The 12,609-nt window shown below is 44.7% G+C and carries 10 protein-coding genes; 3 read left to right on the top strand and 7 right to left on the bottom strand.

What is annotated here, in order from left to right; translation table 11 throughout:
* Positions 1 to 114: 114 nt before the first annotated feature.
* The gene (locus R7O03_RS19100; protein WP_064368772.1) at positions 115 to 1,011 is read right to left on the bottom strand and encodes a LysR family transcriptional regulator ArgP; all 897 of its coding nucleotides are present in this window, start codon (positions 1,009 to 1,011) and stop codon (positions 115 to 117) included.
* Positions 1,012 to 1,158: 147 nt separating this feature from the next.
* Between R7O03_RS19100 and R7O03_RS19095 the strand changes: the two genes are divergently transcribed.
* Entirely contained in the window at positions 1,159 to 1,788 is a 630-nt protein-coding gene (locus tag R7O03_RS19095) for a LysE/ArgO family amino acid transporter (RefSeq protein ID WP_213867360.1), read from the top strand.
* Between the two features lie 26 nt (positions 1,789 to 1,814).
* Positions 1,815 to 2,297, top strand: coding sequence for a YbaK/EbsC family protein (locus R7O03_RS19090; RefSeq protein WP_017633558.1), 483 nt, complete (start codon positions 1,815 to 1,817; stop codon positions 2,295 to 2,297).
* Between the two features lie 47 nt (positions 2,298 to 2,344).
* Here R7O03_RS19090 and mscS read toward each other — a convergent pair whose 3' ends face one another.
* The 5 genes from mscS to R7O03_RS19065 form a co-directional block, all read right to left on the bottom strand.
* Complete coding sequence (gene mscS, locus R7O03_RS19085; protein WP_005380995.1) at positions 2,345 to 3,211, bottom strand: small-conductance mechanosensitive channel MscS; 867 nt, start codon at positions 3,209 to 3,211, stop codon at positions 2,345 to 2,347.
* 424 nt (positions 3,212 to 3,635) lie between these two features.
* Positions 3,636 to 4,712 carry a class II fructose-bisphosphate aldolase gene (fbaA, locus tag R7O03_RS19080; RefSeq protein ID WP_005380996.1) on the bottom strand — a complete coding sequence of 359 codons (1,077 nt, stop codon included), beginning with the start codon at positions 4,710 to 4,712 and terminating at the stop codon, positions 3,636 to 3,638.
* 154 nt (positions 4,713 to 4,866) lie between these two features.
* The gene (locus tag R7O03_RS19075; RefSeq protein ID WP_005384547.1) at positions 4,867 to 6,027 is read right to left on the bottom strand and encodes a phosphoglycerate kinase; all 1,161 of its coding nucleotides are present in this window, start codon (positions 6,025 to 6,027) and stop codon (positions 4,867 to 4,869) included.
* Between the two features lie 151 nt (positions 6,028 to 6,178).
* A complete protein-coding gene (gene epd / locus R7O03_RS19070; RefSeq protein WP_318131945.1) occupies positions 6,179 to 7,216 on the bottom strand; it encodes an erythrose-4-phosphate dehydrogenase in 1,038 nt (345 codons plus the stop codon).
* A 135-nt stretch (positions 7,217 to 7,351) separates the two neighbouring features.
* Entirely contained in the window at positions 7,352 to 9,310 is a 1,959-nt protein-coding gene (locus tag R7O03_RS19065; protein WP_054575406.1) for a ligand-gated channel protein, read from the bottom strand.
* Between the two features lie 140 nt (positions 9,311 to 9,450).
* Here R7O03_RS19065 and R7O03_RS19060 point away from each other — a divergent pair, with 140 nt between their 5' ends.
* The gene (locus R7O03_RS19060) at positions 9,451 to 10,344 is read left to right on the top strand and encodes a LysR family transcriptional regulator (protein WP_053306784.1); all 894 of its coding nucleotides are present in this window, start codon (positions 9,451 to 9,453) and stop codon (positions 10,342 to 10,344) included.
* A gap of 91 nt (positions 10,345 to 10,435) precedes the next feature.
* Here the strand turns inward: R7O03_RS19060 and tkt are convergent, their stop codons facing one another.
* Entirely contained in the window at positions 10,436 to 12,430 is a 1,995-nt protein-coding gene (tkt, locus tag R7O03_RS19055; protein ID WP_005381028.1) for a transketolase, read from the bottom strand.
* Positions 12,431 to 12,609 lie beyond the last annotated feature (179 nt).

Genomic DNA, 12,609 nt, shown 5'->3' with positions numbered 1-12,609 from the left:
TCCGCCGATTATCCAAGCACCCATAGTGACTTCTAACACAACTTTGACTATGTAACATTGGCGTAATTTTTAAACAACACACACTTAAGTTAACGATATACAGCTCTGACAAACTTATTGAGGTAGATGCTGCTGCGCATACCCCACTATCGCGTTTGAGATTTCTTGTAATACCCCAGTTTCTAACTGCCAGTGGTGCCAATAAATCCGATGGGACATTAAAAAACCTGGAGTCACATCAACCAACACACCTCTGTCTAATTCGTCGTTAATTTGCAAGCGGGGGATCAAGCAATAAGCAACACCAGCTAACGCCACTTTTAGAAACGCTTCAGAACTACTGATGTTGTGATGAATAACGCTGTCAGGATTGACGTTAAAATGCTCGGTAAGAAATGTTTTATGTAGATCATCATATTGGTCATATGAAACGGCTGGTGCTTTTGCCAATGTCTGATTATTTACACCTTTAGAAAAATAACGCTGATAGAACTCTGGGCTCGCGACACAAACATAATCGATGCGACCTAAATAGTCTGCTCTGCATCCGGGGATTGGCTGGGACTCCAAGCTGATCGCTCCTGTCACTTCGCCACTTTTGAGTTTTTCAATAGAGCGGTATTCACCATAGATAGTCAGTTTTAGTTCAACTTGACGCTGCTTCATAACATTTTGCAGCGCTGGCAGTAGCCATGTTGCAAGGCTATCTGCATTAGTCGCTAAAGAGAGTTGCACAGGTCGCGTACTGGTATCATTCTTTAGTTCGGGGAGAATTTCATGCTCTAGCAAGCGTACTCGCCGATAAAGACCCAACAATTTTTTACCAATTGGCGTTGGCTTAGGTGGCTGGCTTCGAATTAAAACAGGCTGCGCGAGAAACTTCTCTAACTGCTTGATACGTTGAGAAATGGCGGATTGAGAAACAAATAAATGCTCAGCAGCACGCTCAAAGCTACCCTGATAAACTATAGCGTCTAATGCCTCAATCCATTTGTAATCTAACCCTCGCATACCTTCCCTCTCACTCTTGATCAAACGCCTCCCGTTAAATTAGTCTATCTAATGTAAGATTAAAATCATTAATTATACTTATTTAGATAAACGCTTTATCTTTCCCCTCTATGTAAATGTATTTGTTATTTTGAAGTGAGGTGAAGTGTGAGCTTGTGGGTTCTATTGCAAGGTTTTGGTTTAGGAGCATCAATGATCATTCCGATCGGCGCGCAAAATGCGTATGTTTTGAATCAAGGCATAAAGCGTAACCACCACCTAACAACCGCCACTATTTGTAGCGTGCTAGATATGATTTTCATCTCTCTAGGTATCTTTGGTGGTGGTGCAATTCTGTCTCAAAATGAAATCTTACTGACGTCGGTGACACTTGGTGGTATTGCTTTCTTGATCTTCTATGGACTGCTCTCGCTAAAAAGTGCTTTTAAGCCAGAGAGTGAATCGGAATCAAAAGGGGAGATCGTAGCTCGAGGTCGTCGAACAGTTATTCTAGGTGCGTTAGCTGTCACTGTGCTTAATCCGCACTTATATTTAGATACAGTCGTTATTCTAGGTTCGATCGGTGGACAATTTGAAGGCCATGAACGCATTGCTTTTGCACTAGGTACGATTATGGCTTCCTTTGTTTGGTTCTACACTTTATCGATAGGAGCAGCCAAACTAGGTCCAACACTCTCTCAACCAAAAGTGAAAAAAACCATCGACATTGCAATCGCAATGATGATGTTCACAATAGCGTATATCTTAGCGAGTGAGCTTATTGATAAGTATTGGTAATCACCAGGTAGTAAGGCAGCAAAGACATGGAGTCACTAAAACGTATTTATAACAACAATAGAGAGCGATTCAACGCGCTCTCTATTCCTTTTCGGGAATGGCAGCACGAAGCCATCTTAGACTTTGAGACAGATATACGCATTGCGAGAGAGCTTGGTTGGACGGGTACGCATACCAAAAGCCTCTTTTTAACACTCAAAGGACAAGGTTACGCGGTTTATCTGACAGATAAGGACTCGCGCCTCGATGCCAAGCAGATTAAAGCGATTACAGGTAAACGTCCCTCTATTTGTAATGACGATGAAATGGTCGAAGTGTTAGGTTGCGTACCCGGCGCGGTTTGCCCAATAGGCTTACCGGAATACATCACTATCATTGTTGATACCAATCTCTATCAACATCAAGAGTTGCTCTATACGCCTGGCTTACCTGAGTTCACATTTGGATTTGCAGGTAAACATCTAAAACGCCTCTTACTTGCTGGTCATCACACCCTTTACGAAGTATAAAAAAGCGAGGCCTATTGGCCTCGCTTTTGAATATCGACTGCTTTTGATTAAGCGTCGACTTTGTTCAGGTGAACATCCATTTGTGGGAATGGAATCTCGATGCCATTTTCATCCAATGCTTCTTTAATACCTTGCATTGCATCAAAGTATACGCCCCAGTAATCTGCAGTTTTCACCCATGGACGAACCACAAAGTTAACTGAAGAGTCCGCTAACGTAAGTACACCAATTGTGATATCTGGGTCTTTCAAGATACGTGGATCTTTCTCTAGCGTCTCACGAATCACTTTCTTCGTTAGTTTAAGGTCTGCTTTGTATGAAACACCAATCACTAGGTCGACACGTCGTGTCGCATGGCGAGAGTAGTTAGTAATGGCACCGCCGATAACTGAAGAGTTAGGCACAACAACCATTTTGTTGTCTGGTGTTTTTAGAACGGTTTGGAAGATTTGAATTGCTTCAACACTACCCGCTACACCACCGATTTCTACGTAGTCGCCTGATTTGAATGGACGGAACGCAACAATAAGTACGCCTGCTGCAAAGTTTGATAGTGAACCTTGTAGTGCAAGACCAACAGCAAGACCTGCCGCACCAATCACAGCAACAACAGAAGCGGTTTGAACTCCTAATCGACCAAGAGCCGCGATTAGCACGATTACAAATAGCAAGTAACGAACAAGACCGTGAATAAATTCAACGACGGCCTTATCCATGTTTTTCTTTTCTAGTACTTTAGAAACACTACCAGCGACTGCCTTAACGATAAGATTACCGATAAACAGAATAAGCAGCGCAGAGATAATGTTCACACCGTACTGAACCAGTAGATCTGAATTGTTTGTCAGCCAAGTTTCAGCCTGAGTTAGACCATCCGTTAAAGTGGTATCGATACCCACCGATTCACCTGCCATAATTCTTATCCTCAAAAATAAAGAGATATAAATCCAATTGCCGTTAATTTATGAACCTTGTTTTTTAAAGGCTCTTTTCTAAAACAACATCCCTATTGCTCCACTGAACAGTGTCAGATTTTTGGCACAATATCCCAACTCTGACTTTTTTCAAAGTCAGAGTTTCGCAAAGATATGCAAAACAAGACTTTATCAGAGCTTTCTGACACTGACTTGTTACAGGTTACGCAATGCACTCTGATTTCGCCACTCTTAAGACTGATATTCCCATGTTTTCTTTAAAAAAACGTTAAAGGTGAGATATCTCACTAGCAAATACAACCTAACGCATAAAAATATCGGGAGAAAGCAGCGGGGAAGAAAGTGATAGACATAAAAAAACCCGCTCAGAGAGCGGGTTTTTAAGTAACTTAATCAGTAACGATTATAGTACGTCAACTGCGTTAAGGTCAGCAAATGCTTGCTCTAGACGAGTAACCATTGAAGCTTGGCCTGCACGTAGCCATACGCGTGGATCGTAGTACTTCTTGTTTGGTGCATCTTCACCCGTTGGGTTACCGATCTGACCTTGTAGGTAATCGTGGTTTTCAGCTTCGAACTTACGGATACCATCCCAAGTAGCCCACTGTGTATCAGTATCGATGTTCATTTTGATTACACCGTAGCCGATAGATTCACGGATTTCTTCTAGAGAAGAACCTGAACCGCCGTGGAATACGAAGTTTAGAGAGTTCGCTGGAAGACCGAATTTCTCAGAAACGTGCGCTTGAGAATCACGTAGGATAGTTGGAGTTAGTACAACGTTACCTGGCTTGTATACGCCGTGTACGTTACCGAAAGATGCTGCGATAGTGAAACGGTGGCTGATTGCGCTTAGTTTCTCGTATGCGTATGCAACGTCTTCTGGAGAAGTGTATAGCTCAGACGCATCCATATCAGAGTTGTCAACGCCGTCTTCTTCACCACCAGTACAACCTAGTTCGATTTCTAGAGTCATGTTCATTTTAGCCATGCGCTCTAGGTACTTAGCAGAAATTTCGATGTTCTCTTCTAGAGACTCTTCAGAAAGGTCGATCATGTGAGAAGAGAATAGTGGCTTACCAGTTTGCGCGAAGTACTCTTCACCAGCGTCTAGTAGACCGTCGATCCAAGGAAGTAGTTTCTTAGCTGCGTGGTCAGTGTGTAGGATTACTGGAACACCGTAAGCTTCAGCTACAGCGTGAACGTATTTCGCACCAGCAACAGCACCTAGGATTTGAGCTTCTTGACCTTCAAGTTTTAGACCTTTACCAGCAAAGAAAGCAGCGCCACCGTTAGAGAACTGAACGATAACTGGAGCTTTAACTTTTGCAGCTGCTTCAAGTACTGCGTTTACAGAGTCAGTACCCACACAGTTTACTGCTGGAAGTGCAAAGCTGTTTTCTTTTGCAACTTCAAATACTTTCTGAACGTCATCGCCAGAGATAACACCTGGTTTTACGAAGTCGAAGATCTTAGACATGGATGTAATCCTATTTATCTGTCGTTTTTAAACAAAACTTGTTAAGTTGAAAATCTTGCAAACGTTTGCTCACAACTGAGGCTATTCTAGCAGAGTTCCTCACACGTTGCAGCAAACAAGAAAGCGGGAGAATCACTCCCCCGCTTTGCTTTAATTACTTAGCGCGTGCTTCTAGCATTTCTACTGCTGGAAGAACTTTACCTTCTACGAACTCAAGGAAAGCGCCGCCGCCAGTAGAGATGTAAGATACATCCGCTTTGATACCGAACTTGTCGATAGCCGCTAGCGTGTCACCACCACCAGCAACAGAGAAGCCTTCAGAAGCTGCGATAGCTTCAGAGATACCTTTAGTACCTGCTTCGAAGTTCTTGAATTCGAATACGCCTACTGGACCATTCCATAGGATAGTCTTAGCGTTTTTAAGGATTTCAGCTAGTTCAGCAGTTGAATCTGGACCAAGGTCGAAGATCATGTCGTCGTCTTGTACTTCAGAAACGTGCTTGATTTCAGCTTCTGCGTTCTCGTCAAATGCTTTCGCACATGCAACGTCAGTTGCTACTGGAATTGCACACTCGTCCATTAGCTTCTTAGCTGTTTCAACTAGGTCTGCTTCGTATAGAGACTTACCAACGTTGTGGCCAGCAGCTGCGATGAATGTGTTAGCAATACCACCACCAACAACGAGTTGGTCAGCGATTTTAGATAGAGACTCAAGAACCGTTAGCTTAGTAGATACTTTTGAACCACCAACGATAGCAACCATTGGGCGAGCTGGCTTGTCCATTGCTTTGCCTAGCGCTTCTAGTTCGTTCGCTAGTAGAGGACCAGCACATGCTACGTCTGCGTGCATACCAACGCCGTGAGTAGATGCTTGAGCACGGTGAGCCGTACCGAATGCGTCCATTACGAATACGTCACATAGTGCTGCGTATTTCTTAGATAGCTCTTCGTCGTTTTTCTTTTCGCCTTTGTTGAAGCGAACGTTTTCAAGAACAACAAGTTCACCCGCATTTAGCTCTAGGCCATCTAGGTAGTCTTTTGCTAGCTTCACTTCGCAATCTAGTGCGTCGTTTAGGTAATTAACAACTGGTTGTAGAGAGAACTCTTCAGCGTATTCACCTTCAGTTGGGCGACCTAGGTGAGACGTAACCATTACTTTAGCGCCTGCTTCTAGGCAGTGCTTAATAGTTGGAAGAGATGCGATGATACGTGCATCCGAAGTTACTTTACCGTCTTTTACTGGCACGTTTAGGTCAGCACGGATAAATACACGTTTACCTGCAAGATCCAGGTCAGTCATCTTGATTACAGACATGATGTGTCCTCTCAAATATTTAATAATTAAAGTTTTTGAAAACTCGGCAACCCTGCCAAGCCTGTTAATTCTTCAAACTGGTTATAGATATGGAGATATTATGGATTTATTTCAAGGCTAGAAATAAAAATTCTCCATCACTTCTTCGTCATTACTGTTCCACTTGCGAAGAAGCTTGCATTGCTAAGGCAGTATCCAGCATCCGGTTAGCAAAGCCCCATTCGTTGTCGCACCAAACGAGCATTTTTACGAGTTGCCCGTTACTCACTCTAGTCTGGCTTCCATCCACAATCGCACTATGGGGGTCGTGGTTAAAGTCGATGGAAACGAGTGGCGATTCAGTATAGTCAACAATGTTACGTAATGTACACTGAGATGCGTTAACAATGGTTTGATTTACGTCATTAACTTTCACATTTGTACTAATTGTGACACTTAAATCCATTGCAGTGACGTTAACCGTTGGAACACGAACAGAAATTGCTTCGAATTTGTTGGAAAATTTCGGGAAGATTCTTTCAATCCCCTTATGCAACTTAGTGTCCACCGGAATAATAGATTGGCTTGCAGCGCGGGTACGGCGTAAGTCGTTATGATACGCATCAATTACTTGTTGATCGTTCATGGACGAATGAATTGTGGTAATGGTGCCAGACTCTATGCCGAAGGCTTCGTCTAATACTTTAATGATGGGAACGATACAGTTGGTGGTGCAAGAGCCATTGGAGACAACACGGTGCTCGTCTTTCAGAGTTTCGTGGTTCACGCCATAGATAATCGTATTATCTAGGTCGTTTGCGCCCGGGTGCGAAAACAGTACTTTCTTCGCGCCAGCTTCTATATGCGCTTGCCCATCCGCTTGCGAACCAAATACGCCAGTGCAATCCAAGACGATATCAACTTCTAAATCACGCCAAGGAAGTAATTCGATTTCGGAGAAGTGGAGAATGCGAATGGAATCATATTCACCGCTGTCATGATGAACATGCAAATGTTCTTGGTCATGGGAAATTTTTTTACCAAAGCGACCATGACTGGTGTCATATTGCAGTAGGTGTGCCATCGCCTCTGGCTGTGCTAGTTCGTTAACCGCCACAACCTTGATCTGCTGGTGTTTTCCGCTTTCATACACCGCTCGCAGAACATTACGACCTATACGTCCAAATCCATTGATCGCAACCTTTAGCATTTATCCTTCGCCCTACCAAAAATTTCGTGTTACAGATACTACCTGATCAGGCTGACAAACGCACCTGTTGAATCACAGTAAAGCAGGATTAAAAAAGGTCGAGACTATGCTCGACCTTATTACAACGATAGATAATTAAAATGCGACGTCTAAACCTAACCAGTAGCGACGACCATCTTCAATATATCCGTATTCTTCGTAACTGATTTCCTCGTCCAGCAAGTTATAGATAGCGCCTTTAATACGAGTATTGTCGGTTAACTGGTATGTCACACCGGCGTCCACAAAGGTATAAGCTGGCTCTACGATACTGTTTCTTGATGGGCCAGTAACCGGATCCATTTCTTTACCTCGGTACGTGACTTTCGCCCAGCTCTCTAGATCTGTTGTCGTTTGCCAAGTCACATCCACATTAAACAGATGCTTTGGTAACTGCTGCAGCGGCATGCCTTTGTATTCACCTGTTTTTTGCTCTGAGTCGGTAAATGTGTAGCTCGAGCTAAGGTAAATGGTTTCCGTTAACGGCGATGCTAAGGTCGCTTCAATACCTTGTGTGACGGCTTCATCCACGTTAATACGGTACGTTGGATCTGCGCCCCATTGGTTTGGACCATCAGTACAGATAGTGTCTGGACAAACAACACGTGTGATCTTGTCTTTGAATTCGTTATGGAACGCTGTCAAAGAAACATCTAAGCCAGAATCACCTTGATACAAGACGCTGATTTCTTTGTTTAGCGACGTTTCAGGGTCAAGATCTGGGTTACCGTAGATATTACCGCCACCACTGACTTGCGCCCAGCCAGGAGTAATTTCACGTAATTGTGGAGAACGGAAACCTGTTGCCACACCGCCTTTCACCGTCCAAGACGGATCAACTCGCCATACACCGTAAACACGCGGACTAAAGTGCGCGCCATAGTTTTCGTCATGATCTAGACGACCACCAAGCGTAACGCTAAACGGATCAGCGATTCTCCATTCATCTTCAATGAAAACAGCCCACTGCGTATTCGATGTTTCAGTCTTCGATGACGCTTTGTTGGAGGTGAAATCCTCAAGCTCTGCATGAGTGGCGTCCACACCCGTCGTCAACGTATGGTTTCCGATACCAGTCACCAAGCTCGATTTGAACGTGGTGTTGGTGATCGTCATCTCACGAGATTTGTTCTCGCTCTCTTCTCGCTGTAAGTAAGTATCTGAAATGCCAATCGAATCCCAATCACCGTTGTGGCTTACCGTTACGTAATTACGACGATATTCATTCAGTGAGTCTTCACACCCACCACGACACCCAGTGGTCGGCACTGAAAGGCCTACATTACCACGACGACTTTGTGCCGACGTGCCGCCTTCTAATTGCACCGAGTGGCGATCATTAATCTGGTAAGTCAGTTTTGAAGAGATACTCTGCATATCTTTATCTTCATAACCGTATTCGATGTCATCTTCTTCTCTGGTTGTGTACTGACCATATACTTGGAGAGATAAATTTTCAGCCAACGGACCATTAACGAAAAAGTTCGCGCTCTGCTCTCCCCCTGAGCGACTATTCTCTTGTAGTACCGTGCCCAGTTGAACATTACCCGTCCACTCTAGCGCATCTTTTCGTGTGATGACGTTAATCACACCACCAATCGCATCAGAACCGTAAAGCGTCGACATTGGGCCACGAATAACTTCGATTCGCTCAATCGCTTGAAGAGGAGGTAACCAACCTTGTTCGATACCAGGGCCGTCACTATTTGGACGAGTTTCACGCGTACTTTGACGTTTACCATCGACCAGTATCAAAGTGTATTTAGAACCCATACCACGGATACTAATGTCGGTGGTATCACCACCACCTGTCACGACAACACCTGGCACACTTTTTAGTGCATCAGTCACATCGCGGTAATAACGGGAGTCCAACTCCTCACGTGAAATCACACTAATACTTGCAGGCGCGTCCGCTTGAGATTGCTCATAACTTGATGCAGTTACAACCACTGTTTCCATTTTAGAAACTGCATCATTGGCAAAAACATGAGGGACACTGACGAAGGCTAAAATACCAGTTGCGGTAATAACTGGCAGTCTAAGAGTAGACATCTACATCTCCATAATTGATAATGATTATTATTTTCGAAAGTGAATTATTCACAAATAGAATGAGATGCATAGTGAGAGTTATGGAACGGTTCTTTCCATTTATGGAACTCGTACATAACGCAGTAAGGAGTAAAAGAAATATGCACGACTTAGCATCAATTAGAGCCTTTGATGCGCTCAATCAGCATAAAAGTTTGACAGCCGCTGCTAAAGCCCTTAATCAGCCAAAATCAACGCTAAGTCGTCGCTTGGCACAATTAGAAGAAGACTTCGGTCAGGCTCTAACCGCCAGACAAGGTAATCGATTAGTTCTGACAAGAGCTGGAGAAATCTTTGCCCACTACAGCCGCCAGATTCTTGAGTTAAGCGAAGAGAGTTATGATGCACTGCAAGGTTTAACGAACCAAGTTTCAGGGCCACTGCATATTGTTTGTCATACTGCCTTAGTTAGAAGCTGGCTCGGCGGCGTACTCAATCGTTTTCTTGCTGATAATCCCGATGTTAGAGTTCAACTTACCAGTGACTTTTCTGAGGCGCATCATGACCCAGATTTGTTCATCTGGCTCGGTGAACGTAAAGAGCTAGACTGGCGAAAAGAAGTGCTGGGGGTATTTCGCTATACGCCTTTTGCCTCTCCAAATTATCTAAAACAACATGGGCCTATACCGCACCCCAAAGAACTTGAAGCACATCCATGGATCGATTTTGGTTCAGTGCAAGAAAATGGATTGATGCTAGCACACCCTCAACACGGTGAGTTCTTTTTAGAACCCTTTGTTAGTCGCTTATACAGCGACAACATAGCAATGCAAATAGACAGTATCGCGAATGGTCATGGTATTGGACTGCTGCCGACTTGGACAGCATACGGCTATGAGAAACATCACCCAGGGCGAATCACGCCTTGCTTAGAAGGTTGGCTTTCTGAGCCTATTTCCATTAACTGCTATACACCAGCAGGACGACCACCACTGCGCTTATCCGTACTTTTAGACTGCATTCACCAAAGCATTCCACAAGGTTGGAAAACCTGACAAAAATAAAAAGGCCATCATAATGATGGCCTTTCTAACTTTAGCGTTTAACAATCGTCGTTTACGTTCGACTGTTTAGACGGTCCTGCAATTACGCTAGCAATTCTTTAGCTGTGTTCACTACGTTTTCAGTCGTGAAGCCAAACATCTCGAATAGCTGACCAGCAGGTGCTGATTCACCGAATGTTGTCATACCGATGATGCGACCGTCGAAGCCTACGTACTTGTACCAGAAATCCGCAATGCCCGCTTCAATAGCGATACGTGCCGTTACGTCTGATGGCAGTACAGATTCACGGTAAGCGGCGTCTTGTTTGTCGAATGCATCTGTTGATGGCATTGAAACAACGCGTACTTTCTTGCCTTCTGAAGTTAGTTGCTCAGCGGCTTTCACTGCAAGCTCAACCTCAGAACCTGTTGCGATAAGGATTAGCTCAGGCTTACCTTCGCTATCTTTCAGGATGTAAGCACCTTTCGCGATGTCTGCGACTTGTTCAGCAGTACGCTCTTGTTGCGCTAGGTTTTGACGAGAGAAGATAAGTGCAGTTGGTGCATCTTTACGTTCAATCGCTAGTTTCCATGCAACTGCAGACTCAACTTGGTCACATGGGCGCCATGTGCTCATGTTTGGAGTTACACGTAGAGACGCCATTTGCTCAACAGGTTGGTGAGTTGGGCCATCTTCGCCAAGACCGATCGAATCATGCGTGTAAACTTGGATGTTCTGAATTTTCATCAGCGCAGCCATACGCATTGCGTTACGAGCGTATTCCATGAACATTAGGAATGTTGCGCCGTAAGGAACGAAACCACCGTGCAATGCGATACCGTTGATGATAGCAGTCATACCGAATTCGCGTACACCGTAGTGGATGTAGTTGCCAGAGAAGTCCTCCGTTTCTAGAGACTTAGAACCAGACCACATGGTCAGGTTAGAAGGCGCTAGGTCAGCAGAACCACCCATAAACTCAGGAAGCATTTGACCAAACGCTTCTAGTGCATTTTGCGATGCTTTACGTGATGCAATGTTCGCTGGGTTTGCTTGAAGATCGGCAATGATTTGGTTCGCTTTTTCTTCCCACTGTGCAGGAAGTTCGCCGTTTAGACGACGTTTAAGCTCTGCCGCTTCAGCAGGGTAAGCTGCAGCGTATGCTTCGAATTTTTCATTCCAAGCTGCTTCTTTCGCGGCGCCCGCTTCTTTTGCATCCCACTCAGCGTAAACATCTGCCGGGATCTCAAATGGGCCGTACTCCCAACCTAGGTATTCGCGAGCCGCTTGGATTTCATCGTGACCTAGTGGTGCACCGTGACAGTCGTGCGAACCAGACTTGTTAGGAGAACCGAAACCGATAATTGTTTTGGTACAGATAAGCGTAGGACGTGGGTCCGCTTTTGCTGCTTCAATTGCTGCGTTGATCGCGTCTGAGTCGTGACCATCGACTGCTGGGATTACATGCCAGCCGTACGCTTCAAAACGCTTAGGTGTATCGTCAGAGAACCAGCCTTCAACGTGACCGTCGATAGAAATGCCGTTGTCATCCCAGAACGCGATCAGTTTGCCTAGACCTAACGTCCCAGCAAGAGAGCATGCTTCATGCGAGATGCCTTCCATTAGACAGCCGTCACCCATGAACACATACGTAAAGTGGTCAACGATATCGTGACCTTCTTTGTTGAACTGTGCCGCTAGTGCTTTCTCTGCGATCGCCATACCAACAGCGTTAGTTATGCCTTGACCTAGAGGACCCGTTGTTGTCTCGATACCAGGCGCGTAGCCGTACTCTGGGTGACCTGGGGTTTTTGAGTGCAATTGACGGAAGTTTTTCAGATCGTCAATAGATAGCTCGTAACCGCTTAAGTGCAGTAGAGAGTAAATAAGCATTGACCCATGACCGTTTGACAGCACAAAGCGATCGCGGTCGGCCCACTCTGGGTTTGAAGGGTTATGGTTTAGGTGAGAGCGCCAAAGAACTTCAGCGATATCAGCCATACCCATTGGTGCGCCTGGGTGGCCTGAGTTAGCTTGTTGAACACCATCCATGCTTAGAGCACGAATTGCATTGGCAAGATGTTTACGAGACGACATGTCTGCTCCTGAGTACATTAAGCGAAACGAAAAGTAGGTCATAATTCTCTCAAAGCCCTGTTGGGTGTGCAAACGTTTTCCAGTCCAAAACCTCACAAATATTGCACCTTTCGCGCCAAATCGTTCGAAGTTCTTAAAATTATCAATAAATCAGGCAAACGTTTGGTTATAACAAAAAC

The sequence above is a fragment of the Vibrio sp. Vb2960 genome (assembly GCF_033337665.1).
In the GTDB taxonomy this organism is placed as follows: domain Bacteria; phylum Pseudomonadota; class Gammaproteobacteria; order Enterobacterales; family Vibrionaceae; genus Vibrio; species Vibrio alginolyticus.
The sequence above is the reverse complement of the archived record's forward strand: the minus strand, read 5'-3'. Positions and strand labels throughout refer to the sequence as shown.

What these genes read in the sequence shown, in the direction of transcription:
- epd (WP_318131945.1), bottom strand. Translation starts at nt 7,216, where the DNA reads ATGCTAAAGGTTGCGATCAATGGATTTGGACGTATAGGTCGTAATGTT.
- R7O03_RS19060 (WP_053306784.1), top strand. Translation starts at nt 9,451, where the DNA reads ATGCACGACTTAGCATCAATTAGAGCCTTTGATGCGCTCAATCAGCAT.
- R7O03_RS19100 (WP_064368772.1), bottom strand. Translation starts at nt 1,011, where the DNA reads ATGCGAGGGTTAGATTACAAATGGATTGAGGCATTAGACGCTATAGTT.
- R7O03_RS19090 (WP_017633558.1), top strand. Translation starts at nt 1,815, where the DNA reads ATGGAGTCACTAAAACGTATTTATAACAACAATAGAGAGCGATTCAAC.
- fbaA (WP_005380996.1), bottom strand. Translation starts at nt 4,712, where the DNA reads ATGTCTAAGATCTTCGACTTCGTAAAACCAGGTGTTATCTCTGGCGAT.
- R7O03_RS19065 (WP_054575406.1), bottom strand. Translation starts at nt 9,310, where the DNA reads ATGTCTACTCTTAGACTGCCAGTTATTACCGCAACTGGTATTTTAGCC.
- mscS (WP_005380995.1), bottom strand. Translation starts at nt 3,211, where the DNA reads ATGGCAGGTGAATCGGTGGGTATCGATACCACTTTAACGGATGGTCTA.
- tkt (WP_005381028.1), bottom strand. Translation starts at nt 12,430, where the DNA reads ATGTCGTCTCGTAAACATCTTGCCAATGCAATTCGTGCTCTAAGCATG.
- R7O03_RS19075 (WP_005384547.1), bottom strand. Translation starts at nt 6,027, where the DNA reads ATGTCTGTAATCAAGATGACTGACCTGGATCTTGCAGGTAAACGTGTA.